The organism is Methylobacterium sp. Ger2507, from assembly GCF_055231875.1.
Genome location: NZ_JBUYVC010000001.1, coordinates 696,756 through 723,397 on the forward strand (window position 1 = coordinate 696,756; position 26,642 = coordinate 723,397).

The 26,642-nt window shown below is 68.5% G+C and carries 20 protein-coding genes; 7 read left to right on the plus strand and 13 right to left on the minus strand.

All coding sequences use genetic code 11. From position 1 onward, the window contains the following. The first annotated feature begins 10 nt into the window (after positions 1-10). From ACV7NL_RS03285 to ACV7NL_RS03305, 5 genes are all read left to right on the plus strand, one after another. Complete coding sequence (locus tag ACV7NL_RS03285; RefSeq protein ID WP_463354919.1) at positions 11-2,014, plus strand: methyl-accepting chemotaxis protein; 2,004 nt, start codon at positions 11-13, stop codon at positions 2,012-2,014. Positions 2,015-2,469: 455 nt separating this feature from the next. Further along, positions 2,470-3,135, plus strand: coding sequence for a tripartite tricarboxylate transporter TctB family protein (locus ACV7NL_RS03290; protein WP_056182336.1), 666 nt, complete (start codon positions 2,470-2,472; stop codon positions 3,133-3,135). A 15-nt stretch (positions 3,136-3,150) separates the two neighbouring features. Then, a complete protein-coding gene (locus ACV7NL_RS03295; protein ID WP_056485386.1) occupies positions 3,151-4,656 on the plus strand; it encodes a tripartite tricarboxylate transporter permease in 1,506 nt (501 codons plus the stop codon). Positions 4,657-4,722: 66 nt separating this feature from the next. Beyond that, positions 4,723-5,694, plus strand: a complete 972-nt coding sequence (locus tag ACV7NL_RS03300) for a tripartite tricarboxylate transporter substrate-binding protein (RefSeq protein WP_463354920.1) — start codon at positions 4,723-4,725, stop codon at positions 5,692-5,694. 143 nt (positions 5,695-5,837) lie between these two features. Next, a complete protein-coding gene (locus tag ACV7NL_RS03305; RefSeq protein WP_056485382.1) occupies positions 5,838-6,590 on the plus strand; it encodes a TerC family protein in 753 nt (250 codons plus the stop codon). 183 nt (positions 6,591-6,773) lie between these two features. On the opposite strand, the gene ACV7NL_RS03310 is transcribed toward ACV7NL_RS03305, so the two are convergent. Beyond that, a complete protein-coding gene (locus ACV7NL_RS03310) occupies positions 6,774-6,941 on the minus strand; it encodes a hypothetical protein (protein WP_200935886.1) in 168 nt (55 codons plus the stop codon). Positions 6,942-7,273: 332 nt separating this feature from the next. Here ACV7NL_RS03310 and ACV7NL_RS03315 point away from each other — a divergent pair, with 332 nt between their 5' ends. After that, the gene (locus ACV7NL_RS03315) at positions 7,274-8,602 is read left to right on the plus strand and encodes an alpha-amylase family protein (protein ID WP_463354921.1); all 1,329 of its coding nucleotides are present in this window, start codon (positions 7,274-7,276) and stop codon (positions 8,600-8,602) included. 124 nt (positions 8,603-8,726) lie between these two features. Next, positions 8,727-10,199 carry a phospholipase D-like domain-containing protein gene (locus tag ACV7NL_RS03320; RefSeq protein ID WP_463354922.1) on the plus strand — a complete coding sequence of 491 codons (1,473 nt, stop codon included), beginning with the start codon at positions 8,727-8,729 and terminating at the stop codon, positions 10,197-10,199. Between the two features lie 152 nt (positions 10,200-10,351). Here the strand turns inward: ACV7NL_RS03320 and ACV7NL_RS03325 are convergent, their stop codons facing one another. The 12 genes from ACV7NL_RS03325 to sucC all read right to left on the minus strand — a co-directional run bounded on the left by ACV7NL_RS03325 (position 10,352) and on the right by sucC (position 26,603). After that, complete coding sequence (locus tag ACV7NL_RS03325) at positions 10,352-11,113, minus strand: response regulator transcription factor (RefSeq protein WP_463354923.1); 762 nt, start codon at positions 11,111-11,113, stop codon at positions 10,352-10,354. 357 nt (positions 11,114-11,470) lie between these two features. Beyond that, positions 11,471-12,754 (minus strand): cytochrome P450, encoded by a 1,284-nt coding sequence (locus ACV7NL_RS03330; protein WP_463354924.1) that lies wholly within the window; start codon positions 12,752-12,754, stop codon positions 11,471-11,473. A 128-nt stretch (positions 12,755-12,882) separates the two neighbouring features. After that, a complete protein-coding gene (locus ACV7NL_RS03335) occupies positions 12,883-13,125 on the minus strand; it encodes a hypothetical protein (RefSeq protein WP_463354925.1) in 243 nt (80 codons plus the stop codon). A gap of 42 nt (positions 13,126-13,167) precedes the next feature. Then, complete coding sequence (locus ACV7NL_RS03340) at positions 13,168-14,163, minus strand: SDR family oxidoreductase (protein WP_056182359.1); 996 nt, start codon at positions 14,161-14,163, stop codon at positions 13,168-13,170. 117 nt (positions 14,164-14,280) lie between these two features. Then, on the minus strand, positions 14,281-15,675 hold the full coding sequence (locus ACV7NL_RS03345; protein ID WP_463354926.1) for a PQQ-dependent sugar dehydrogenase: 1,395 nt from the start codon (positions 15,673-15,675) through the stop codon (positions 14,281-14,283). Between the two features lie 197 nt (positions 15,676-15,872). Beyond that, the gene (locus tag ACV7NL_RS03350) at positions 15,873-17,321 is read right to left on the minus strand and encodes a sensor domain-containing diguanylate cyclase (RefSeq protein ID WP_463354927.1); all 1,449 of its coding nucleotides are present in this window, start codon (positions 17,319-17,321) and stop codon (positions 15,873-15,875) included. Between the two features lie 618 nt (positions 17,322-17,939). Then, positions 17,940-18,227, minus strand: coding sequence for an MTH1187 family thiamine-binding protein (locus ACV7NL_RS03355; RefSeq protein ID WP_056182372.1), 288 nt, complete (start codon positions 18,225-18,227; stop codon positions 17,940-17,942). 235 nt (positions 18,228-18,462) lie between these two features. Next, a complete protein-coding gene (gene lpdA / locus ACV7NL_RS03360) occupies positions 18,463-19,863 on the minus strand; it encodes a dihydrolipoyl dehydrogenase (RefSeq protein WP_463354928.1) in 1,401 nt (466 codons plus the stop codon). Positions 19,864-19,977: 114 nt separating this feature from the next. Then, positions 19,978-21,270, minus strand: a complete 1,293-nt coding sequence (gene odhB, locus ACV7NL_RS03365) for a 2-oxoglutarate dehydrogenase complex dihydrolipoyllysine-residue succinyltransferase (protein ID WP_463354929.1) — start codon at positions 21,268-21,270, stop codon at positions 19,978-19,980. Positions 21,271-21,350: 80 nt separating this feature from the next. Continuing rightward, a complete protein-coding gene (locus tag ACV7NL_RS03370; protein ID WP_056485396.1) occupies positions 21,351-24,323 on the minus strand; it encodes a 2-oxoglutarate dehydrogenase E1 component in 2,973 nt (990 codons plus the stop codon). A gap of 190 nt (positions 24,324-24,513) precedes the next feature. Then, positions 24,514-25,398: a succinate--CoA ligase subunit alpha gene (gene sucD / locus ACV7NL_RS03375; RefSeq protein ID WP_463354930.1), complete on the minus strand. Its 885-nt coding sequence runs from the start codon at positions 25,396-25,398 to the stop codon at positions 24,514-24,516. Between the two features lie 8 nt (positions 25,399-25,406). Further along, a complete protein-coding gene (sucC, locus tag ACV7NL_RS03380; RefSeq protein WP_056485398.1) occupies positions 25,407-26,603 on the minus strand; it encodes an ADP-forming succinate--CoA ligase subunit beta in 1,197 nt (398 codons plus the stop codon). Positions 26,604-26,642: the final 39 nt, after the last annotated feature.

A 26,642-nucleotide genomic window follows, 5' to 3' on the forward strand; every position in this document is an offset into this window, starting at 1 on the left:
GCTCCCGCCCATGTCCCTTCTCCGTCCGGACTCCCTCCTCCGCCTCGACCGCCTCTCGGTCTCCCAGCGCATTCTCGCGGGTTTCGGCGTGGTGCTGCTGCTCCTCACCGTGTCCGCGCTCATGACCTTCCGCAGCGTCAGCGTGCTCAACGCCGAAATCGAGGCCACCGGCGCCCGCATGCAGGCGGCCGAGGAGGCGAGCGCCTTCGAGCTGCGCCTCAACGGGGCGCGGCGCCTGGTGCTCAACTACATGCGCACGGAACAGGGCGAGATGTTGAGCGACCTCAAGACCGGTCTCGCCGCCCTCAAGGCGGAGATTGCCGGCCAACAGGCGGACGGCCGGGACGCGGCGGTCCGGAACCGGGCTCTCGACTACGTCACCGGCGCCGATGCCCTGGTGAGCGTGATGCAGAAGCGGAAAGCCGCCCTCGGCGACCTGGTGAAGCTCGGTGCCACGCTCTCGAACGCCGGTTACGCGATGGCGCAGCGCGCCGCGCCAGAGCCGGGTCTTGCCGCCGCGACCTTTCGCGCCGATCGGGCGCTCCAGGCCAGCATGAGCGCCGTCTATCTGTTCCGCTCCAGCAACAACCCGGCGGATGCCAGCACCGCCACGGTCGAGTTCGGGCGCTACACCCGGGAGCTGCAGGCGTTGCCCCAGCTCGACGAGGCCGGACTGCTCCAGACCTCCCTCAAGATGGCGAATGCAAAGGTCGCAGCCTTCAAGGCAGCTCTGGACGGCGTCCTGCAGGGGGCCAATGACGTCGAGGTCGCCTATCAGGCCCTGAAGCAGACCGGCGACGGGCTGACCGGCCTCGGCCGGGAGACCCGGGAACGGGCAGTCCAGGAGCAGCGCCAGATCATGACGGTGATGACCGAGGATGCGAGCCAGTTGAGCCAGCGGGTGATCGGGATCGGGGCCGTCGCCCTGGTCATCGGGGGGCTGCTCGCCTGGCGCGTCGGCCGCGGCGTGTCCGGGCCGGTGACGGCCATGACCGGCGCGATGCAGCGCCTCGCCGCAGGGGATCACGGCGTGATCGTGCCGGGTGCCCGCCGCGCCGACGAGATCGGCGCCATGGCGCGGGCGGTGCAGGTCTTCAAGGACGCGCTCATCGCCAAGGAGCAGGCCGACGCTGCGGCCGCCGAGGAGGCGGACGCGAAGACGCGGCGTGCCGACCAGCTCGACGCACTGACGAAGGCGTTCGAATCGAATGTCTCCGTTCTCACGCAGGGTCTGGCCGGCGCCGCCACGGAGATGGAGGCCACGGCCCAGGGCATGGCAGGCACCGCGGAGCAGACGACCCGGCAATCCACCGGCGCGATGCGGGCGGCCGAACAGACCTCGGCGAATGTCCAGACCGTCGCCGCGGCCACCGAGGAGATGTCCGCGTCGATCCAGGAGATCACGCAGCAGGCCGGTCAGTCGGCCCGCATCGCCCAGCAGGCGGCCGACGAGGCGCGCCGGACGGATGGGCTGGTCCGGCAGCTCGCCAGTGCGGCCGAACGGATCGAGACCGTCGTCGCGATGATCAACAAGATCGCCGGACATACGAATCTCCTTGCGCTGAATGCCACCATCGAGGCGGCCCGGGCGGGCGAGGCCGGACGGGGCTTCGCCGTCGTCGCCTCCGAGGTGAAGGAGCTCGCCGGTCAGACCACGCGCGCGACGGAGGAGATCGCCGGGCAGATCGCGTCCATCCAGGCCGTCACGCAGGATTCCGTCGCGGCCATCCAGGCCATCGGCAGCACGATCGGGCAAATGGCGGCGGCCTCCAACGCCATCGCGGCCGCGATGGAGCAGCAGGGGGCGGCGACCCAGGAGATCGCCCGAAACGTGCAGCAGGCGGCCAACGGGACCGGACAGGTCGTCGGCAGCATCGACGACGTGCGCCTCGGCGCCGATTCGACGGGCACGGCGGCGACTCAGGTGCTCGGCGCGGCACAGGCGCTCTCGCACCATTCGGAAAGCCTCCGCCAGGAGGTGGGCACGTTCCTGACGGCGGTGAAGGCTGCCTGAGGCGGCCGGACGGCGTCGAACAGGCGGGAGACCGGGATCGAACCGGTCTCCCCGGCTCGACGAGGGCGTTCCGCATTCCGCGCGCGGCGTCGCCGTCATCGGACGATCACGGCGGGACGTGGTGGCGGCCGAGCGAAGCGCAGCAATGCGGGTTCCGCCATCGCAGCCGGATTAAAGTGCGCCCTGTAACGTGCCTAGATGTCCTGAAATCAAAGCTTGAAATCGAGCGTATGCGTAGACGCCGGCCCTTGTGGAGACTTCGCGTTACGGCATAGATTCTAGACAACAATCATTTTCGACGATCCCGATCCGACAGGGCGCATCGTCCTGTGTGAACGGAAGCGCCGGCTGCCGAGGCCATCCTCGAGCCGGCCTTCCGTCGGTACGAACGGGAACGCGCATATCGCCGTGCCATACGCCCGAGAAACGAAGGCGGGGCGCGCAGGGGAGGAACGATGAGCGACGCATCCGACGCCGTGCGGCGGACCAGGTCCGTGGTGCGCGCGCCGCAGAGCTTCGTGGCCGGCCTCGGGCTGGTCCTGCTCGGGATGTTCGGCCTCTGGGCCGCGAGCGATCTGCCGCGGGGCACCCTCGGCGCCATGGGACCCGGCATGCTGCCGCATTGGGTGGCGATCGGCGTCGCCGCCTGCGGAAGCGTTCTCGCCGTGACGGGCCTCGCCCGCGAAGGGGCAGGCCTGCAGACCACAGGCCTGCGCGGCCCCCTCACCGTCGTGCTGGCCATCCTGGCCTTCGCGATCACGATCCGGCCCTTCGCCCTCGGCTCCGTTGCCAGTCCGGGCCTCGGTCTCATCGTTGCGGGACCGCTCGCGGTGATCATCGGAGGCTATGCGACTCCCGAGGCGCGCTTTCGCGAACTTCTCATCCTGGCCCTGCTCCTCACCGCCGGATGCATGCTGCTGTTCGGCGACCTGCTCAACCTGCCCATTCCCATCTTCCCCACCGCCCTCATCGAGGCGGCGAGCGGGACGATTCCGTCGCGCGTCATGCTGCGGCTCGCGGCCGGTGCGCTCGCCCTGGCGGGACTGGGCCTGCTCGCCCTGGAGCGCCGCTCCACCCGCCGGAGCCGGACCGACGTCGCCCCGCACGCGATGACGACCTGATCGGGAGCGCGGCACGTGACGGATCTCCTCGCCAATCTCGGCCTCGGTTTCGCCGTCGCACTGAGCCTTCAGAACGTGACGCTCTGCTTCCTGGGTTGCCTCGTCGGCACGCTGATCGGGGTGCTGCCCGGCGTCGGGCCGATCGCCACCATCGCCATGCTCCTGCCGATCACCTTCGGGCTCGATCCCGTCGGCGCCCTGATCATGCTCGCGGGGATCTATTACGGGGCGCAGTACGGCGGCTCCACCACCGCGATCCTCGTCAACATCCCGGGTGAGGCGACTTCGGTCGTCACCACCCTCGACGGGCACCAGATGGCGCGCCAGGGCCGGGCCGGCGTGGCGCTCGGCATCGCCGCCATCGGCTCGTTCTTCGCCGGCACCGTCGCCACCCTGCTGATCGCGGCCCTCGGCGCACCGCTGACCCGCCTCGCGCTGATCTTCGGACCGGCGGAGTATTTCGCCCTGATGGTGATGGGGCTCGCCTTCGCGGTCGTCCTCGCGCACGGCTCCGTGCTCAAGGCCGTGGCCATGATCCTGGTCGGCATCCTGTTCGCCACGGTGGGCACCGACCTCGAGACCGGCCAGGAGCGGATGACCTTCGGCTTCGGCTTCCTGACCGACGGCGTCGACTTCTCGGTGCTGGCGATGGGCCTGTTCGGGGTCGCCGAAATCCTGCGCAACCTCGATCAGACCGAGACCCGAGAGATCGCCCGGGCGCGGATCGGCCGCCTGCTGCCGAGCTGGGCGGACCTGCGGCAGGCGGCCCCCTCGGCGCTGCGCGGAACCGCGATCGGGTCGATCCTCGGCATCCTGCCCGGCAACGGCGCCGTGCTCGGCCCCTTCGCGGCCTACACGATCGAGAAGCGGCTCGCCCGCGATCCGAGCCGGTTCGGGCGCGGGGCCATCGAGGGCGTCGCCGGCCCGGAGAGCGCCAACAACGCCGGCGCGCAGACGGCCTTCATTCCACTCCTCACGCTGGGCATTCCGCCGAACGCCGTGATGGCGCTGATGGTCGGCGCGATGACGATCCACGGCATCGTTCCGGGTCCCGGCGTGATGACCAAGAACCCCAACCTGTTCTGGGGCATGATCGCGTCGATGTGGATCGGCAACCTCATGCTGCTCGTCATCAACCTGCCGCTCGTCGGCATCTGGGTGCGCCTGCTGAAGGTGCCCTACAGGCTGATGTTCCCCGCGATCCTGATGTTCTGCTCCATCGGCATCTACTCCATCAATGCGCAGCCGACCGACGTGATGCTGATCGCGGCCTTCGGGGTGTTCGGATACGGGCTGATCAAGTTCGGCTTCGAGCCCGCGCCGCTCCTGCTGGGCTTCGTCCTGGGCAAGCTGATGGAGGAATACCTGCGCCGCGCCCTCACCCTGTCGCGCGGCGACGCCCTGGTGTTCCTCGAGCGCCCGGTCAGCGCAGTGCTGTTCCTCGTCACCTTCACCATCCTGGCGGCGGCGCTGCTGCCGTCGCTGCGACGAAGCCGCGACGCGGTGTTCACGGAGGCCTGACGGCGTGGACGCCTCGGCGTCTTGCGGCAACGGGTTCGACAACCAGAAACCAGAAGGATGAGGAACATGAGACGGGCACTCGCCATCGGCCTCCTGTCGGCACTCGCTGCGTTCGGTGCGGCCGCCGACACCTATCCCCAGCGCCCGATCACCATGGTGGTGCCCTTCGCGGCCGGCGGACCGACCGACGTGGTGGCGCGGATCGTCGCCGAATCGATGTCGCGCGCGTTGGGCCAGCAGGTCGTCATCGAGAACGTCACCGGGGCCGGCGGCACCACCGGCATCACCCGCGCCGCGCAGGCCGCGCCCGACGGCTACACCATCATGATGGGCCACATGGGCACGCACGGCGCCGCGCCGGCCCTGTTCAAGGGCTTGAAATACGATCCGGCCAAGAGCTTCGATCCGATCGGACTCGCTGCCGGCACGCCGATCGTCATCGTCGCCAAGAAGAGCTTCCCAGCCCAGGACCTCAAGGGCTTCATCGAGGTGCTGAAGGCCCGCGGCCCGGCGATCAACCAGGCTCATGCGGGCGTCGGCTCCGTCTCGCATTCGACGGGCGTGCTGTTCAATTTCCTCGCCGGCGCCAAGCCCACGCTCGTGGTCTATCGCGGCACGGGGCCTGCGCTGAACGATCTGATGGCGGACCAGGTCGACTTCATGACCGATCAGATTGTCAACGTCGCGCCTCAGATCGCCGGCGGGACGATCAAGGCCTACGCCATCGCCACGCCCGAGCGCTCCCCGAGCCTGCCCGACGTGCCGACGACGAAGGAGGCGGGCCTGCCCGGCTACGAGGTCAGCGCCTGGAACGCCGTGTTCGCGCCGAAGGGCCTGCCGGCGGATGTCAGGGCCAAGCTCACCGCCGCCCTCGACACCGCGCTCAAGGACCCGGCCACGACCAAGCGCATCCTCGATCTCGGCGGTACCGTGCCGAAGGAGGCCGAAGCGGGTCCCGCCGCCCTGCAGGCACTGGTCGAGCGCGAAGTGGCGCGGTGGACGCCCGTGCTCCGCTCCGCCGTCGAAGCCAATCCCTGAAACGTCTTCGGGGCCGGCCTCCCGTCCGGGGGCCGGCTCTTTCAACACGTCGGTTGCCCTTCTGCGCACGGGCGTCCAGGACAACGGGCGCCGGCACGGGACACCACCGCTTCACCGGGCCGGAGCATCAGAGGCGCCTGATCGTGGATTCCTACCTTACCTCCTCCTTCCTGCTGTCGCTCCTCCAGATCGTCTGGATCGACATCATCCTGTCGGGCGACAATGCGGTGGTCATCGCCATGGCCTGCCGAGGCCTGCCCGAGCGGCAGCGGCGGATCGGCGTCTTCGCGGGCGCCTTCGCGGCGGCTCTGCTGCGGATCTTCTTCGCCGTCATCATCTCGCAGTTGCTGGCGGTGCCGCTGTTGAAGGTTCTGGGCGGACTCATCCTGCTGCACATCGCCGTCAAGCTGGTGCGCGGCGAGGAGGAGGACGAGAGCGCCGTCAAGGAGCATTCCAGCCTGCCCAAGGCGATCTGGACCATCGTGGTGGCGGATGCCGTGATGAGCTTCGACAACGTCGTAGCGGTGGCGGGTGCAGCCAAGGGGCACGACGAGCTCTTCATCATCGGCCTCGCCTTGTCGGTGCCGCTCCTCGTGGTCGGCGCCAGCCTGATCACCCGGCTGATCGACCGGTTCCCGATCCTGATCTGGTTCGGCGGCGGATTGCTCGGCTGGGTGGCCGGCGAGATGATCGCCACGGATCGGCTCGTTCAGCAGCAGATGGTCGTGGTGCTGCCCGCAGGCCTGCAGGGGGCCGTCCCGCACGCGATGGGCGTCCTCGGGGCCGCGCTGGTGGTCGGCATCGGCCTCCTTCTCAAGCGCAAGTCCGACAGGGCCATCGCGCAGCAGCAGGCCGCAGCGGTGGGCCGGGCAGAGGCGGACGTGCTCGGCAGCTGATCGATCGAGACTTATGTTCCGATCGAGGTTTGCGTTCCGATCAAGACTTGCGTCGTTTCGGCGGGAATTGATCGACTCGGCGCGGCGACAGGTGACGGGTCAAAAGAAAAGCCCCGCCTTCGAGGGGCGGGGCCGATCGGTTCGGTCGTGTGGGTCCGCTGATGCGGGCCGGGGGACGGGCCGTCAGGCCGCCAGCTTCACCGCGGAGGCCGGAACGTTGTCGTTCACAATCGCCAGTTCGCCGGCCGAAATGACGGACGCAGTGCTCTTCGGGGTCAACCGATCGGCCACGAAGGCCACGAGCGCGATGTTGGCGGTACCGGCGGCGACGACGAGAAGCAGGGTGAGCATGAAGGTTGTCCCGAGAAGCGTTTGCGTTGACGCTGATATGACGCTTCCCGCCCAAGACTGGTATGCCAGATACGTTATGCCAGATATACCAGTCCTGCATGGATGAGGATGCGAACCGGTCAGGTCGAAGTATCTTGCATTATGGTTCTTAGACTTCATGTCCGAGACAGCAATATTATGCCGCGCGCCGTCACCGTGTCATCGGACCTCCGGAGCCTGCCTCGACGGCCGTTCGCGCGCCCGACAAACACGTGATGGGCGAACAGAGCGCGGTATGGCACCCGAGGCGGACCTGACGAGTTTTCCTGCCGGTCTTGGACGAAGGCGGTGCCGTGCCGGATTGGATTGAACACACGATCTGGTGGCAGGTCTTCCCGCTCGGTTTCGTCGGCGCCGAGCCCGAGACTGCAGCGGGTGCTCCCGTCGTGCATCGCCTGGGTCACCTGCAGGCCTGGCTCGACTATGCCGTCGAGCTCGGCGCCACGGGACTTGCGCTCGGACCCGTCTTCGCCGCCTCCACCCACGGCTACGACACGGTCGATCCCTTCCGGGTCGATCCCCGCCTCGGCGACGAGGCCGATCTCGTTGCCCTGATCGAGGCCGCCCATGCGCGGGGCCTGCGCGTGCTCCTCGACGGCGTCTTCAACCACGTCGGACGCGCGCATCCCGCCTTCCAGGAGGTTCTGCAGCAGGGAGAGCGAGCACCCAGGGCCGGGTGGTTCAAGCTGTCCTGGCCGCATGGCGGTCATCCGGGCGCGGAGCCGGACTACGCCTGCTTCGAAGGGCATCGGCAACTCGTGACGCTGAATCACGACGCGCCCGCGGTGGCGGATTACGTCGTCTCCGTCATGACGCACTGGCTCGCCCGCGGCGTGGATGGCTGGCGCCTCGATGCGGCCTACGCCGTGCCACGGCGCTTCTGGGCTGACGTCCTGGGCCGCGTGCGGTCGGCCCACCCGGACACCTACCTGCTCGGCGAGGTGATCCACGGCGATTACGCCGCCCTCGTGCGCGACACCGGCCTGGATGCGGTGACCCAGTACGAGCTTTGGAAGGCCATCTGGAGCGCGCTCAACGACCGTAACCTGTTCGAACTCGCCCACGCGCTCGACCGCCACAACGCCTTTCTCGATACGTTCGTGCCGCTCACCTTCGTGGGCAACCACGACGTTACGCGGATCGCCAGCCGCCTCGTGGATGAGCGCCACCTTCCCCATGCCCTCGCGATCCTGCTCGTCTGCGGCGGCACGCCTTCGATCTATGCGGGTGACGAGCAGGCCTTCCGCGGCCTGAAGGAAGATCGCATCGGCGGGGACGATGCGATCCGGCCGGTTTTTCCGGACATGCCGGCCGATCTCGCCCCCTTCGGCTGGCCGATCTACCGGCTGCACCAGACGCTGATCGCCCTGCGCCGCCGCCATGCCTGGCTGCACCGCGCCCGCACGCGGACGCTTCACCTGACGAACACCCAGCTCGTGCTGTCGGTCGGCGACGGAACGCGACGCCTTCTCCTCGCCCTGAACCTCGCCGAGGACGCGGCGGTCGTTCCGGCGCCGGACGCCCGCTCGGTGGAAACCGGAGAGGCTGTCGTGACGGACGCCGGAACACGGGAAGCGCGGGTGAGTCTCGGACCCCATCGCTGGGCCGTGCTGGCCGTCTGACGACCTCGCGAACGGCCTGCGCGGGACAGAACGCTCGGCGCGAGACGGCGGGGATGCCTGCGTGGTTTGCGAACCGGCCGCGGTCCCGTATCCACGGTGTCGGTATCGGAACCCCGGGGCGGCTGTGGAAGAGGCGTTTCATCGGTGGATCGCGGCGTCCGGGTCGATCCGATCCAACGTCCTGATGGGGATCGGTCTGGCGTCGGCGCTTCTGCTGACGATCCACGTGCTTCTGCACAAGCGCGAGGTCGGCACGGCCATCGGGTGGATCGGACTGGCTTGGCTCGCGCCCCTCTCCGGGTCCGCGCTGTACCTGCTGTTCGGCATCAACCGCGTCACCCGCCGCGCACGACAGCTCGCGGTGCCCCCCTCGGCGCCGGCGCAGACGGAGCCGCCGCAGGCACCCACGATCGCCCCGGCCTTTCGGGCGCTCGACCACGCCGTTCGACACATCACGCGCCTGCCGCTGGTGGCGGGCAACGCCGTCCGCCTGCTGCGGAACGGCGACGAGGCCTATCCGGCGATGCTCGACGCCATCGGCCGCGCGCAGCGGTCCGTGGCCCTGTCGAGTTACATCTTTCGCAATGACCGGACCGGTGCGGCCTTCTTCGACGCCCTCGTCGCCGCGAAGGCCCGGGGCGCCGAGGTCCGCGTGCTGATCGACGGCATCGGCGGCGGCTACTTCCGGCACCCGATCTATCGGCGCCTGCGGGGGGCGGGCGTGCCGACCGCTTTGTTCATGCACTCGGCCCTGCCCTGGCGCATGCCGTTCCTGAACCTGCGGACGCACACCAAGCTCCTCATCGTCGACGGCGCGACCGCCTTCACCGGCGGGATCAACATCGCGGACGAGAACTGCGTCGGCTGGCATCCTTCGAACCCGGTCCGCGACACCCACTTCCGCATCGAAGGGCCGGTCGTCCGGCAGCTCGCGGGCGCCTTCGCCCGAAGCTGGATGTTCGCCGCGGGCGAGGATCTCCACGGCGACCGCTGGCAACCCGCCCCGGCCAGCGACAGCACGGCCTTGGCCGGCGGTACGGCGGCTTTGGCCGGCGGCACGATGGCCCGGGTCGTGACCTCCGGGCCGGATGCCGACATCGAGAAGATCGAGCACGTGGTGCTGCATGCCCTCAACGGGGCACAGCGCAGCATCCGGCTCGTCACCCCCTACTTCCTGCCGAGCGAAGTGCTGACGATCGCGCTCCTGCTCGCGGCGACCCGGGGCGTCGGCGTGGACGTCATCATTCCGCGTGCCAGCAACCACCGGTTCGTGGATTGGGCCACCCGTGCCCATGTCGGCCCGCTGCTGGATCACGGCGTCCGGATCTGGCTGAACGATCCGCCCTTCGAGCATTCCAAGATGCTCGTCGTCGACGAAACCTGGTGCTTCGTCGGCAGTGCGAACTGGGACATGCGGAGCTTCCGCCTGAACTTCGAACTCAACCTGGAGCTCTACGACCCGGCTCTGGCAACCGAGCTCGGCCGGTCCATGCAGGCGAAGATGACGACCCGCCTGGAATGCGCCGAGCTGACCGGTCGCAGCCTACCGGTCCGGCTCCGGGACGCGAGCGTGCGGCTGTTGCTGCCCTATCTCTAACCCCCCGATCTCTTATCTCTGCCCCGCCCCGGGATCGGATCGTGTCTGGGGAGCGCGGTTCGACGGCGCACGAATCCGCAGCTCGCCCGGGCAGGGGTGACATCGAAGCGCGGAATCGGTCGCCCCCGCCGTGCCGCCCGCTCGGGCGGGCATCACGAGGGCTGTGCCGCCGCGTGCTCTGCCAAGGGACGCGCATGGAACCAGGCGCCGCCGAGATGGGGCGCCGACGACACCACGCCGCGGGTGTTGACCAGGTAGGCGAGCTCGGTCCGGTTCTTGGCCTGAAGCTTCTTCATGATGTTGCGCACGTGAACCTTCACGGTGTTGGTGCACATGTTGAGTTCATAGGCGATCACCTTGTTCGGCTTGCCGATCTGCAGGCCGCCGAGCACGGCCGCCTCGCGCTCCGTGAGCCGGACCGCATCGGCTCCGCGCGGCTCCGGTACCTGCGGTGCCGGGATCGCGCACAGGAGTTCGGAAGGTACGAAGCGCCCCCCCGCCAGCACGAGCGCGATGGCGCTCTGGGCCACCTTCAGCGAACTCGTCATCGGAATGAAGCCGCGCAAGCCCCGGCGCATCGCCTCGGTGACCTGATGATCGTCCTCGATCTCGGACAACAGAATCACGGGGACGCCCGGGCTGATGATGGCCAGGGTGTCCAACTCGCTCCGCATCTGGGCGACGCGGCGGTGGGTCGCCGCGATGACGATGACGGAGGCGCCCGGATGCGCCGGCGCCACCTGCTGCCAATGCGTGACCGTGCAGACTCCAAGGACGTTCGGCGCGTCGCCCTTCATCTGGATCTGGCAGAGCAGACTTTCCCGGAACAAAATTCGAGGATCGATGATGACGATAGTCGAAGTCTCGACCTTTTCGTGGGAAAGGACGGATTCGATCATGATACCGGACATCATCGGAACTCCCATCGCGATCCTCGAAGCATGCCTTTCGGCGGCATCCCGACGCGGACCGGTGATGAATTCCGCGACAATTTTTTCAGTTATCGCGTTAGAATTTTAATGACAAGCGATTACTTTATAATCATCGCCGGATTGATATTTGATAATGTCATAATACCACTCGGACTGGAGACGAATGAGGATACTCAGTCGATCCGCCGCGACGACGCAAGACCACGGTCCAGTGACGCTCATTCTATTGCCGGGCGGTCCTCTCAAGCACTTTCGCCGGCCTCGCCCGTTGTGCCGGAATCTCCTGTCCGTCGGGCCCCTACCGAGAGCAAGCGCGCCCCATGACCAGTCGGACGGCGGCTAGACCGGCCGCACGTCCCGCAGCACGAGCCCGCTACGCGGGCGGGCGGGGATGTTCGCGAGGTCGAGGGTCAGGTCCTGCGGTGGGATCGTGTACGTCATCCCGTTGGCCAGTTGATCGGTCAGGGTTTCGACCAGGATCTGGGTGATGCCCTCGCCCGGGCAGCGATGGCCGGTCGCGGCCGAGCCGGCGCCGTGGGAGACGAGGTCGAAGGCGCCGGGCGGCGCGTCGCGGAAGCGCTCGGGATCGAACCGGTCCGGCTCGGGCCACAGGCGGGGATCGTGGTTGGTGCCGTAGAGGTCCATCAGCACCCAGGCTCCGGCCTGGAACGCATGGCCGCGCCAGGTGAACGGCTCCCGCACCCGGCCGCCGATGAACGGGATGAAGGGGTAGACGCGGCGGACCTCGAAGGTGAAGCGCGCCAGGGCGCCCGGATCGGCGCCGCGCAGGGCCTCGCGACAGGCAGGGTTGTCCCGGAGCGCCATGGCGGCGAACACGACGTAGCGGGCATTGGCCACGGTCGGCCGCAGCACGTTGATCAGCTCGACCCCGGCGGTCTTCACGTCGAGGAGGCGGCCCTCGAGGTCGCGATGCTCGGCGATGGTGCGGGCCGCACCCTCCGGCACCGCCCGCCGCCCGTCGCGGATCTCGGTGATGACCCGGCGCGCCCATCGCTCGGTACGGGCGCGGTAGAGATGACCGCGCCAGTTGCGGGGACCGACCGCCCCCGTGCCGGCGATCATGGCGGCGAACTCGGTCGCCCGGTCGCGGGTCTCGCCCGAATCCAGGGGGAGGCCGACCCATTCGCTGATCGCCGCCGTCAGCACGGCATGCGCCTCGTCGAGGAGGATCACCGCGTCCTGCCGCGCCCAGCGGGCAGCGGCCGCCCGCCAATGCCCCACCGTCAGGTCGGCGAGGCGGCGCAGCGCCTCGGGGCCGACGAGCGAGAGGAACATCGCCTTGCGCCGGCGGTGGGCCTCCCCGTCCATCACCATCACGCTGCCGTGGTCCTGGATCAGCGCGAACGCGGTCGGCGGAAGGGCGTGTCGTCGGGTGAAGCGGTGATCGTCGTAGAAGTGGCGCGCGGCCTCGGCACCGGACATGCAGAGCACCGGGCTCAGCATCAGGCGGGTCGCGAACAGGTCGGTGCCGAGGGCCCGGCAGCGGTTCGGGATGAAGGCGTAGCCCTCGGCCAGCAGCGCCAGGGTGCTGTCGAAGCCGGACGCGCGCGGCAGGGGGGTGGCGTCGCGGCTCTGGTCCAGCATGGCGGGGTTCGCGGTCATCGGGGCTCCCTGGGGTCGAACCGTTCAAGCCCGTCGAACCGTTCGGGGTGGGGTCCAACGTCGACTCTCGGGGTCCAACCCGCGGGCCGCAGGGGATGTTCAGCCGCGCGCCGGGCGGCCCCCTGCGGTCACAGTCGCAGCAGGGGCAGGGCCTTGAGGCTGCCATGCGCGTGGAGATCGAGCCCGTGCTCGGCGATCTCCTTGGTGCTCAGTTCCCGCAGGGTTTCGGCCTGGGCACCCGAGCCCGCCGCCTCGGCGGCCACGAGCGCCGCGTCCTGTTCGTCGCGGGCGACGACGATCACCGGCGCCACGGTCGCTTCCCCCGCACCCGCCGGAATCACCGTCACCTGCACACCATAGGCCTTGTTCATCACGCCTTCTCCGTCCGCCAACGATCCGGCCTCCCCTGCGCGCTACGGGCCGCCGCGTCCCCCCACGGCGCCGAAGACCTGCCCCGTCGAGTAGCTCGCCTCATGGGAGGCGAGGAGGACGTAGATGCCCGCCAGCTCCGCCGGCTGGCCCGGGCGCCCCATCGGCGTATCCTTGCCGAAACCCGGCAGTTTCTCGGGCGGCTGGCCGCCACAGACCTGGAGCGGGGTCCAGAACGGTCCGGGGGCGACGGCATTCACCCGGATGCCGCTCTGCGCCAGCTGCTTGGCGAGCGCCTTGGAGAAGTTCACGATCACCGCCTTGGTGGCGGCGTAGTCGAGCAGGGTCTCGGAGGGCTCGTAGGCGTTCACCGACGCGGTGTTGATGATCGCCGCCCCGAGGCCCAGATGGGCGAGCGCCGCCTTGGTGATCCAGAACATCGCGTAGACGTTGGTCTTGAAGGTCTGGTCGAACTGCTCGGTGGTGATGTCCAGGATCGAAACCTGCGATTTCTGGTAGACGGCGTTGTTGACCAGGATGTCGAGGCCGCCGAGGGACCGGGCCGCATCGGCCACGAGGCGTTGGCAGAAGGCTTCGTCGCGGATGTCGCCGGGCAGCGCCACCGCCTTGCGTCCCGCCTGGCCGATGAGCGCCACCACCTCGGCCGCATCCGACTCCTCGGCCGGCAGGTAGTTGATGGCCACATCCGCGCCCTCGCGGGCATACGCGATGGCGGCGGCGCGGCCGATTCCGGAATCGCCGCCGGTGATCAGGGCCTTGCGGCCGGCAAGCCGGCCGGAGCCCTTGTAGGTCGTCTCGCCGTGGTCCGGGCGCGGCACCATCCGGCTCGCGAGGCCCGGCCAATCCTGCTGTTGCCGCTCGAAGGGCGGCCGCGGATAGCTCCGGGGCGGATTGGGGGACGTATCGGTCTGGGCCACCTGCTCCTGGGCACCGGCCGCACTCCCGAGGGCGGCCACCATGCCGGCGGAGAGGCCGCCGACGAGGGCACGCCGCGAAGGATCGGTCTTCGTCTCGGTCATGAAGACTTTCGCTGCTCGATGAACGGGGCACCGGCGGAACCGCCGTACCCGTCGGGTCAACCCGAACCAGCCGCGTTCGTTCGCGGCCGGGCGAGAGGCGGACGATCGCCCAGGCCGCTACTGGGTCTGGCTGGCGCCGCTGACCCGCCAGATGGTCTTGCCGACATCGTCCGAGACCAGCAGTGCCCCGGTCTTGTCCAGGATGACGCCCACCGGACGCCCCTGCGCCTTCTCGTCGGCATTGAGGAAGCCGGTGAGCACGTCGACCGGCGTCCCGGCGGGCTTGCCGTCCCGGAAGGGCACGTAGATCACCTTGTAGCCGCTCTTCGGCCGGCGGTTCCACGAGCCGTGCTGGGCCACGAACAGACCGGTTTTCCAAGCCTCCGGCAGACCACTCTTCGAAGCCTCCGGCAGACCACTCTTCGAAGCCTCCGGCAGGCTGCTCGCCTGCGAGAAGGCGAGGCCGAGGGAGGCCGTGTGGGTGCCGACCGCGTAGTCCGGCGCGATCGCCTTGGCGACGAGGTCGGGCTTCTGCGGCTGCACACGCTCATCCACGTGGTTGCCCCAGTAGCTGTAGGGCCAGCCGTAGAACCCGCCCTCGCGCACGGAGGTGATGTAGTCCGGCACGAGGTCGCTGCCGATCTCGTCCCGCTCGTTCACGACCGTCCACAGGGTGCCGGTCGTGGGTTCGAAGCCGAGGCCGTTGGGGTTGCGCAGGCCGGTCGCGTATTCACGCATTTGTTTCGTCGCGATCGTGTATTCCCAGATTGCCGCCCGGCCCGTCTCCTTGTCGAGGCCGTTCTCACCGACATTGCTGTTCGAGCCGACGGTGACGTACAGCCGCTGGCCGTCCGGGCTGGCGATGACGTTCTTGGTCCAGTGGTGATTGATGCCGGACGGCAGGTCGACGACCGTTTCGGGGGTCGCGGTGATCTCGGTCTGGCCCGGCTGATAGGGCACCTTCACCAGGGCGTCCGCATTGGCGACGTAGAGATCGTTGCCGACCAGCGCCATGCCGAAGGGCGAGTGCAGGCCTTCCAGGAAGACGTGGCGCTCCTCGGCGACGCCGTCGCCGTCTGCGTCGCGCAGCAGGACGATGCGGTCGGGGCTCTTCACCCCCGCCCCGGCCAGGCTCTTGACCTTGTCGGCCACCCAATCGGCGATCCCGGTCGAGGGATCGTCGGTCTGGGGCTTGTTCGCTTCCGCCACCAGCACGTCGCCGTTGGGCAGCAGGGCCATCCAGCGCGGATGGTCGAACCCCTCCGCATAGGCCGCGACCTGAAGTCCGGCGGCGGCCTGCGGCTTGGCGCCGTTCTCCCAGCGTGCCACGCGGGCGATGTTCACCGTCGGCATCAGGGTCGGGTTGGGGGCGGGCAGGGTCGGGCTCGCCCCCTGCCCCGCGGAGGCTTCGAGCGTCGCCTGTTCGGGGAAGACGATGAAGCGCACGAAGGCTGCGCCGCCGAGGAGGACGACGGCCAGGGCCGCGAGGCCGATTTTCGATCGGGTCCGCATGACATTCACTTCGGTTCGCGTGGGCGAGGTGTCGCGTCGGCGAAGCCTCGCTTGAGGGAGAGGGCGCTCGCCGACAGGGCGTTCGCCGCATGCGGCCCGCCGGATCGCACCGCATAGACGTCAAGCGTGCGAGACCGGTTTTGGCTCCCTTCCGTTCGCCCTCGGCGCAACGGTACCCCAGGGGGCGAGCCGGGTCGTCAGCCCGCCATCGCGCGGGGCGCCGGCACCTCCCGGCCGTAGACCTGAACCTGGTTGCGCCCGTTCGCCTTGGCGCCATAGAGCGCCTGGTCGGCCGCCTCGACGAAGCCCGCGGGATCGGCGGCACGCGTTTCCGGGATCTGCGCCACGCCGATGCTGACCGTGAGCACGCCGTTCGGACTCCCCGCATGGGGCACCTTCCAGCCCAGAACGGCCTCGCGGATGCGGTTCGCGACGACTTCGGCGCCCGCCGCATCGGTCTCGGGCAGAAGGACGGCGAACTCCTCACCGCCGATCCGGCAGGCCGTGTCCGCCTGGCTGCCGATGCTGGCCTCGATCGAGCGGGCGATCAGCCTCAGGGCCTCGTCGCCCCTCTGGTGCCCGTAGCGATCGTTGAAGCCCTTGAAGTTGTCGGCATCCATCACGAGCAGCGCGAGGGGCACCTGGTTACGAATGGCGCGGCGCCACTCGCGGCCGAGCACGTCGTCGAACCGTCGCCGGTTGGCCAGACCCGTCAGGGCATCGGTGGTGGCGAGCTTCTCCAGTTGGATGTTGAGTTCGTGGGCGGCCCGCTCCGCAGCCCTGCGCTGGCGCAATTCGCGACGGAGGAGGCCCGTGAGCACCACGGTGGTGGCGCACAGGCTGAGGACCACGGCGCCGAGGCCCAGGGCACGGTGCCACCAGTCCGCGTAGACCTGCGCCGGAGTCACGGCGATGCTGAGATGGAGCGGCAGGTCCCCGACCTTCGTGAAGACGAAGTCGCGGGTGCCCTCCCCCACCATCGCGGGTCCGCTGAAGCTGTCCCGGTCCGTATCGAAGAATTTCCGGTAGCTGTCCGTCGCCAAAACGCTCTGGCCGATCACGGCCTCGTCGTACGGCTCGCGCATGATGATGGCGCCGCCCGGTCCGTAGAGGGTCACGGTCCCGGCGTGATCCGCGCCGACGGCCGCGAACAGCTGGCGGAAATAATCGAGGTAGATCGAGCCGAGGACCACGCCCGCGAAGGTGCCGTCCGGGTCCGACAGGCGCCGGCTGATGATCAGCACGCGCCGTCCCGTCAGACGCGAGACCAGGGGCTGGCTGATGTGCAGGCCGTTGCCCGGATGGGTGGCGTGGTACTGGAAATATTCGCGGTCGGCGTAGTTCAGCGGCTCCGGATTGAGAGAGCGCGAGCTGATGATGAGCTTGCCGGTCCGGTCGAACACGAGGGTGTGGCCGAAATTCTCGGCGGTGGCCGCCCGGTCGAACAGGATCATCTGCCGGAGTTCGGGGTCGGCCTGTGCCAGTTCGGGCAACTTGAGGCCGTCGACGACGGAGCGGAGCGAAAGATCGTAGAGTTCGATGTTGCGGGCGATGTCGCGCCCCAGAACCTGGACCAGGCTGCGCGAGGTGACCTCCGAGCGCCGCGCCGCATCGAGGCGCATCTGCCAGAGCATGAAAGCGGACACGGCACAGAGCCCGATCACCGAAAGCAAATTGATCGTACTCAGCCATCGGGCCGAGTGGGTCCACCGAAATCGCCGCGTCAGGATAGGTCGCTTTGGCATCGTTAGGACCCTGACATCCATCGTTGATCCAGCAGGGAGCGCCTTTGACGGAAGAATGACATCCGTCGACAGGGCTCTTTCATCGCTCGACGGCGGTTAATTCTTCCTCCGTCCACCGGGGTGCCATGCGGTTACGAACTTTCGCGGGCCGTTTGCTCCACGGATCAAGCGGCCGCTCGGCCGCGTTGCCCAGTCGACGCGGACCGAACCGGACGGAAGGACCCTTGATGGCATCTCGACAGAGCTTGCTGCTGCTCCTCGCCCTCGGGTTGGCGACGCCGGCTGCGGGTCAAGCCCCGCCAGCATCTGACCGAGCGCCGGCGGCCTCCAGCCAACCGCCAGCCGCCTCGACCAACGCGGCGCGCGGCGAGGCGGTCTGCGCGACGCAAGCCGACAAGAACGGGCTCACGGGAGCGGGCCGCGACACCTTTCTGCGGGAATGCACGGCAGGCGAGAGGCTGGATCAGCCGAAACCGGCTGGGGCGAAGCCCTAACCGTCCCGGCCATGGCGGGCGACGCTCAGAGCACCGCCGTCAGCTTGTCCGCCATGGACTGCACCTTGTCGCGCCGCGACGAGAACGCCATCGTGAAGAAGACCCGCTGGACGCCGAGTTCGCTGAGCCGGGCCTCGCAGGCCTCGATCAGCGCGCAGATGTCGCCGAGTTCGCCCTCGATATTGGTGCCGTTGGCATGCATCTCCGCCTGAAGGGGACTGGCGTCGATGACCGCCTTGATCTCCTTCACGTAGGGCGAAACCGAGGGGCCGACGCCCATCGGGACGATGCACAGATCCGCGACGACCTTCATGATGTTTCTCCCTGTGCCCGACGGCTCTGCCAGAGGTCGCACGCATCCCGGCCTGTCAATCACATCGCGGGGCCGCCTGCGCACATCGATTCCGACGCGAATGGGTAAGCCGCGCCTGGGCCGTCGACGTGATGGCGTGCCAGCCCCCGGATCGGCCGCCACCAGGGCAGCAGGCCCGGAACCGGACGCCCAATATCGGAACGGCCGGATCGCAGCGGTCGGGATCAACCGGGTCTCAGATGTGGATCGCGCGCTTGCCCACCGCCAACGCCGCTTCCTTGACCGCCTCGGTCAGGGTCGGATGGGCGTGGCAGGTGCGGGCCACATCCTCGGCGGAGGCGCCGAACTCCATCGCCACCGCGACCTCCGCGATGAGGTTGCCCGCATCGGCGCCGACGATGTGCACGCCGAGAACCCGGTCGGTGGTGGCGTCGGCCAGGATCTTCACGAAGCCGTCCGTGGTGTGGTTGACCTTGGCGCGACCGTTGGCGGTGAAGGGGAATTTTCCGCTGTTGTAGGCGATGCCGTCCTTCTTCAGCTCCTCCTCGGTCTTCCCGACCGAGGCGACCTCCGGATAGGTGTAGACCACGTTCGGGATCACGCCGTAATTCACGTGGCCCGACTGGCCGGCCAGCAGCTCGGCCACCGCCACGCCCTCGTCCTCGGCCTTGTGCGCCAGCATCGGCCCGGCGATGACGTCGCCGATGGCGTAGATGCCCGTGACGTTGGTGGCGTAGTGGCTGTCGGTCTGGATGCGCCCCTTGTTGTCGAGGCCGACCCCCACCGTCTCCAGGCCGAGGCTCTCGGTGTAGGGCACGCGGCCGATGGCGACGAGCACCACGTCGGCCTGCAGCGTCTCGGCCTCGCCGCCGGCGGCGGGCTCCACCGTGACGGTGGCGGCGTCGTTCTCGACCGCGACGCCCGTCACCTTCGAGGACAGCTTGAACTGGATGCCCTGCTTGCCGAGGATGCGCTGGAACTGCTTGCCGACCTCGCCGTCCATGCCGGGCAGGATGCGGTCGAGATACTCGACCACGGTGACCTCCGAGCCGAGGCGGCGCCAGACCGAGCCGAGTTCGAGGCCGATGACGCCGGCGCCGATGATCAGCATCTTGCCCGGCACCTTGTCCAGGGCGAGCGCCCCCGTGGAGGTGACCACAACCGTCTCGTCGATGGTGACGCCGGGGAGCTTGGTGACGTCCGAGCCGGTGGCGATGACGACGTTCTTCGTCTCGAGAAGCTGATTGCCGCCGTCCTCGGACAGCACCTCGACGCGACCGGCGCCGGCCAGACGGGCGGTGCCCCGGTAGGCATCGATGCCGTTCTTCTTGAGCAGGAACTCGACACCCTTGGTGTTGCCGTCGACGCCGTCCTGCTTGAACGTCATCATCTTGGCGAGGTCGAGTTCGGGCGTGCTGACCATGACGCCCATGTCGGCGAAGTGCTTGGAGGCCTCTTCGAAGGCCTCCGAAGCGTGCAGCAGCGCCTTCGAGGGGATGCAGCCGACATTGAGGCAGGTGCCGCCGTGGGTGGCCCGCTTCTCGACCACCGCGGTCTTGAGACCGAGCTGGGCCGCCCGGATGGCGCAGACATAGCCGCCGGGGCCGGTGCCGATGACGACGAGATCGTAGGACATGGAGTTCTGACTCGCTGGATTGGGCGGCGGGTCATGCCCCACCATCGATGGACGAAGCGCGCGGAAGCGTCCGGCCGCGCGGGGGCGCGGCCGGCGGACGGCAGCTGCCGGGCCTTAGAGGTCGAGCACGAGGCGTGCCGGATCCTCCAGCGCCTCCTTGACGCGCACGAGGAAGGTCACGGCCTCCTTCCCGTCGACGATGCGGTGATCGTAGGACAGGGCGAGATACATCATCGGCCGCGCCTCGATTTTGCCGGCCCGCACGACGGGACGCTCCTCGATGCGGTGCATGCCGAGGATGCCCGATTGCGGCGCGTTGAGGATCGGGGTCGACATCAGCGACCCGTAGATGCCCCCGTTGGTGATCGTGAAGGTGCCGCCCTGCATCTCGTCGATCGAGAGCTTTCCGTCGCGGGCCTTCTTGCCGAAGCCCGCAATGGTCTTCTCGATGCCGGCGATCGACAGGTCGTCGGCGTTGCGCACCACCGGGACCACGAGGCCCTTATCGGTGCCGACGGCGATGCCGATGTGATAGTAGTTCTTGTAGACGAGGTCCTGCCCGTCGATCTCGGCATTGACCGCCGGTACGTCCTTGAGGGCGCCGATCACCGCCTTGGTGAAGAAGCCCATGAAGCCGAGCTTGGTGCCGTGCTTCTTCTCGAAGATGTCCTTGTACTGGCTCCGCATCGCCATCACGGCCGACATGTCGACGTCGTTGAACGTCGTCAGCATCGCGGCGGTGTCCTGCGCGTCCTTGAGACGGCGGGCGATGGTCTGGCGCAGCTTGGTCATGCGCACGCGCTCCTCGCGCGCCGCATCGTCGGGCTTCGAGGGTGCGCGCGGAGCGGCCGGCCTGGCCTCCTTGGCGGGAGCGGCCGCCGGGAGGGCGGAGGGCCCGGCGGAGGGCCCCTTGGCGGTGGCCTCCAGCATGTCGCCCTTCGTCACGCGGCCGTCCTTGCCGGTTCCATTGAGGGTCGACGGATCGATGCCGGATTCGCGCGCCATCTTGGCGACCGCCGGGCCGTGATCGCCGGATTCGCGGGCCGCCGGGGGCGCGGCGTCGCCGTGATTGCCGTAGCCGGCGGAGGATTCCTGGGCCGGCGCCTCGGCCTTCTTGCTCTCCTGAGCCGGCGCCTCGGCCTTCTTGGGGGCCGCCTTGGCGCCGCCGGTGGCCTCGACGATCGAGCCGAGGAGCGCGCCGGGCTCCACCGTCTCGCCGTCCTTGGCCAGGATCTCGCCGAGTTCGCCCGCCGCCGGCGCGTTGACCTCGAGGGTGACCTTGTCGGTCTCGAGTTCCACCAGCGGCTCGTCGGCCGCCACGGTGTCGCCCGGCTTCTTGAACCAGCGACCGATGGTGGCCTCGCTCACGGATTCGCCCAGGGTCGGGACGACGATATCGGTTGCCATGGTTCAGTGTCCGTCCGGAGAGTTGGGGCGCCTCGACGCGGCGCCTTCGGATCGAGAAACGGTGCGGGATGCGCCGGCGGTCAGACCGCCAGCGCCTCGTTGAGGAAGGCCTGAAGCTGGGCCTGGTGCTTCGAGAGCAGGCCCACCGCCGTGGAGGCGGAGGCCGGGCGACCGACGTAGCGCGCACGCTTCACCGGCGACTGGGCCTGGCCCAGCACCCATTCGAGGTAGGGTTCGACGAAGGCCCAGGAGCCCATGTTCTTGGGCTCCTCCTGGCACCACACCACCTCGGCGTTGCGGAAGCGCCCCATCTCGCCCGCGAGCGCCTTGAGGGGGAAGGGATAGAGCTGCTCGACCCGCATCAGGTAGACGTCGTTGACGCCGCGCTTCTCACGCTCGTCGTAGAGGTCGTAATAGACCTTGCCCGAGCACAGCACGACGCGCCGGACCTTGTCGTCCTTGACCAGCTTGATGCCGTCCTCGTCGCGCTCGGCATCGTCCCAGAGCACGCGGTGGAAGCTCGATCCGTCCGCCATCGCCTCGATCGGAGAGACCGCCTTCTTGTGCCGCAGCAGCGACTTCGGCGTCATCAGGATCAGCGGCTTGCGGAATTCGCGGTGCAGCTGTCGGCGCAGGATGTGGAAGTAGTTCGACGGCGTGGTGCAGTTGGCGACCTGCATGTTGTCCTCGGCGCACATCTGCAGGAAGCGCTCCAGGCGGGCGGAGGAATGCTCCGGCCCCTGGCCCTCGTAGCCGTGCGGCAGCAGCAGGGTCAGGCCCGACATGCGCAGCCACTTGCGCTCGCCCGACGAGATGAACTGGTCGATCACCACCTGGGCGCCGTTGGCGAAGTCGCCGAACTGCGCCTCCCACAGCACCAGGGCGTTGGGTTCGGCCGCGGAGTAGCCGTACTCGAAGCCGAGCACCGCCTCCTCGGAGAGCATCGAGTTGATGACCTCCAGGCTCGCCTGGCCCTCACGGATCGAGTTCAGCGAGGTGTAGCGCTGCTCGTTCTCCTGGTCGATCACCACGGCGTGGCGCTGCGAGAAGGTGCCGCGCTCGACATCCTGGCCCGACAGGCGGACGCGATGGCCCTCGATGAGCAGCGAGCCGAAGGCCAGGGCCTCGGCGGTCGCCCAATCGATGCCCTTACCCGACTCGACCGCCTTGGCGCGATTGTCGAAGAAGCGCTGAATCGTGCGGTGCAGGTGGAAGCCGGGCGGCGGCGTGGTGATGCGCTGGGCGATCTCCCGCAGGGTCTCGGCCGGCACGCCGGTCTTGCCGCGACGGGGATCGTCCACATCCTCGCGCACGGCCTTGAAGCCGGCCCAGCGTCCGTCGAGCCAGTCGGCCTTGTTGGCCTTGTAGTTGGTGGCGACCTCAAGCTCGGCGTCCAGGATGGCGCGGAACTCGGCCTTGCGCGTGTCGAGCTGCTCCTGGCTCAGGACGCCCTCGGCCACGAGCTTCTTGCCGTAGGTCTCCAGCGCGGTCGGGTGCTTGCGGATGCGTTGGTACATCTTCGGCTGGGTGAAGGCCGGCTCGTCGCCCTCGTTGTGACCGAAGCGGCGGTAGCACAGCATGTCGATGACGACGGGCTTGCCGAACTTCTGGCGGTACTCGATCGCGATCTTGGCCGCGAAGGTGACGGCCTCCGGGTCGTCGCCGTTGCAGTGGAAGATCGGCGCCTCCACCATCTTGGCGACGTCCGACGGATAGGGCGAGGAGCGCGAGAAGCGCGGATCGGTGGTGAAGCCGATCTGATTGTTGATGATGAAGTGGATCGAGCCGCCGGTGCGATGGCCCTTCAGCCCGGACAGGCCGAGGCACTCGGCCACCACGCCCTGCCCCGCGAAGGCGGCGTCGCCGTGGATCAGAAGCGGCACCACCCGGGTGCGCTCCACCGTGGGCTTGGCCCGCTGGTCCTGCTTCGCCCGCACCTTGCCGAGCACCACCGGATCGACGATCTCGAGGTGCGACGGGTTGGCGGTGAGCGAGAGGTGGACGTTGTTGCCGTCGAAGGCGCGGTCCGACGAGGCACCGAGATGGTACTTCACGTCGCCGGAGCCCTCGACCTCGGCCGGATTGGCCGAGCCGCCCTTGAACTCGTTGAACACCGCCCGGAACGGCTTGGCCATCACGTTGGTGAGCACGTTGAGGCGGCCGCGATGGGCCATGCCCACCACGATCTCCTCGGCGCCGAGGGCGCCGCCGCGCTTGATGATCTGCTCCAGGGCCGGGATCATCGCCTCAGAGCCGTCGAGGCCGAAGCGCTTGGTGCCGGTGTACTTGAGGTCGAGGAACTTCTCGAAGCCTTCCGCCTCGATCAGCTTGTTCAGGATCGCGCGCCGTCCCTCGGGGGTGAAGGTGATCTCCTTGCCCTTGCCCTCGATGCGCTCCTGGATCCACGCCTTCTCCTCCGGGTTGGAGATGTGCATGAATTCGACGCCGAGCGTCTGGCAGTAGGTGCGCTCCAGGATCTCGACGATCTCGCGGATGGTCGAGAATTCGAGGCCGAGCACGTTGTCGAGGAAGATCGGGCGGTCCCAGTCCTTCTCCTCGAAGCCGTAATGCTGCGGGTGAAGCTCCTCGTGGTCGCCGCGCGGCGCGAGGCCGAGGGGATCGAGCTTGGCGTGCAGGTGGCCGCGCATGCGGTAGGCACGGATCAGCATGATCGCGCGCACCGAGTCCTTGGTGGCCTGCTCCACCGAGATGCCGGGAGCGGAGGCGACGACGACGCCCTTCGCGGGGGCCGAGGCGGTGTCGCTCTTGGCGCGGATCTTGTCGCCGATGGCCTTCTCGACGGTGGCCCAGTTGCCGTCCAGCGCCGAGACGATCTCGCCATTGGCGTGGATGGGCCAGTTCGGCCGCTCCCAAGAGGCGCCGGCGGCGTTCTTCTCCGCCAGGCCCTTGTCCTCGTTCAGGGAGCGGAAGAACGCCTGCCACTCGGGATCGACCGAGTTCGGATCACGGGCGTAAGCCGCCTGCAGTTCCTCGATGTAGGCGGCGTTGCCGCCGTAGAGGAACGAGGTTTCGAGCGCGTCCTGGCGTGCCATCGTTCGGGTCATCCTGCCGCTTCGCGGAGCCTGCCGTCGGGGCGAGGCCCTGCCCGATCCGTTCCGCCGGGATCGCGGTCGGGAATCGGAAGTGTGGGGAAAGACGCGGGACCCTGTCCCGCGTCGCTCGTTCCTAGATGGGGTCTCGGACCTGAACGCCGGAGCAATGCAGGCCTGCGATCCCGGAGTGTCAGCCGCGCAGGACGTCGACCAGCGTGCTGCCGAGGCGGGCCGGCGAGGGCGAGACCCGGATGCCGGCCGCTTCCATGGCGGCGATCTTGTCCTCGGCGCCGCCCTTGCCGCCCGAGATGATCGCGCCCGCATGGCCCATGCGGCGGCCCGGAGGCGCCGTGCGGCCGGCGATGAAGCCGACCATGGGCTTCTTGCGGCCGCGCTTGGCCTCGTCGGCCAGGAACTGCGCCGCCTCTTCCTCGGCCGAGCCGCCGATCTCGCCGATCATCACGATCGACTCGGTCTTGTCGTCGGCCAGGAACAGCTCGAGCATGGAGATGAATTCCGTGCCCTTCACCGGGTCGCCGCCGATGCCCACCGCCGTGGTCTGGCCGAGTCCCACATTGGTGGTCTGGAACACGGCCTCGTAGGTCAGCGTGCCGGAGCGCGAGACGATGCCCACCGAGCCGGGCTTGAAGATGTTGGCCGGCATGATGCCGATCTTGCACTGGCCGGCGGTGACGATGCCGGGGCAGTTCGGGCCGACGAGGCGGGACTTCGAGCCTTCCAGGGCACGCTTGACCCGCACCATGTCGAGCACCGGAATGCCCTCCGTGATGCAGACGATGAGCGGGATCTCGGCCTGGATCGCCTCGCAGATCGCGTCGGCCGCGCCCGGCGGCGGCACGTAGACCACGGAAGCGTCGGCGCCCGTGGCCTCGCGCGCCTCCGCCACCGTGTCGAAGACCGGCAGGTTGAGGTGCTTCGAGCCGCCCTTACCGGGCGAGGTGCCACCGACCATCTTGGTGCCGTAGGCGATGGCCTGCTCGGAGTGGAAGGTCCCGTTCTTGCCGGTGAAGCCCTGGCAGATGACCTTGGTGTTCGCGTCGATCAGGATGGACATGGGTACTCTCAGCCCTTCTTCACGGCGGCGACGATCTTCTGCGCGGCATCGTCCAGGTCGTCGGCGGGGATCACGTTCAGGCCGGAATTCCGGATGATCTCCTTGCCCTTCTCGACGTTGGTGCCCTCCAGGCGCACCACCAGGGGCACCTGCAGGCCGACCGCCTTCACCGCCGCGATCACGCCGTTGGCGATCACGTCGCACTTCATGATCCCGCCGAAGATGTTGACCAGGATGCCCTTCACCTGCGGATCGGCGGTGATGATCTTGAAGGCCGCCGTGACCTTCTCCTCGGACGCGCCGCCGCCGACATCGAGGAAGTTCGCCGGCTCCTCGCCGTAGAGCTTGATGATGTCGAGGGTCGCCATAGCGAGGCCGGCGCCGTTGACCATGCAGCCGATGGTGCCGTCCAGCGCGATGTAGGCCAGATCGTACTTGGAGGCCTCGATCTCCTTGGCGTCCTCCTCGGTCTCGTCGCGCAGGGCCACGATGTCGGGGTGGCGGTAGAGGGCGTTCGAGTCGAAGGAGATCTTGGCATCGAGGCACTTGAGATGGCCGTCGCCGGTGAGCACCAGCGGGTTGATCTCCAGCATGCTCATGTCCTTGGCGGTGAACGCCTCGTAGAGCCGGGTGGTGAGGTCGCCCGCTTCCTTGGCCTGGGCGCCCGAGAGGCCGAGGGTCTTGGCGACCAGGCGGCCGTGATGGGGCATCACGCCGGTGGCCGGGTCGACCGAGAAGGTGACGATCTTCTCGGGCGTGTCGTGGGCGACCGTCTCGATGTCCATGCCGCCTTCCGTCGAGACGACGTACGCGACCTTGCCGGTCTCGCGATCCACCAGCATCGAGAGGTAGAACTCCGCCTCGATCTGGGCGCCCTCCTCGATGTAGAGACGGTTGACCTGCTTGCCGGCCTCGCCGGTCTGGATCGTGACGAGGGTCTGGCCCAGCATTTCGCCGGCGAACTGCTTGACCTCGTCGAGGGACTTGGTGACGCGCACGCCGCCCTTCGCGCCGGCGGGAGCGCCCTTGAAGGTCCCCTTGCCGCGGCCGCCCGCGTGGATCTGGGACTTCACCACCCAGACCGGGCCGCCGAGTTCCTTGGCGGCCGCCTCGGCCTCCTCGGGCTTGAAGATCGGCACGCCGCGCGAGACGGGCAGGCCGAATTCCTTCAGCACCGCCTTGGCCTGGTACTCGTGAATGTTCATGGATTCAGACCCTCAACGTCATCCCGGGGCCGCGACGCG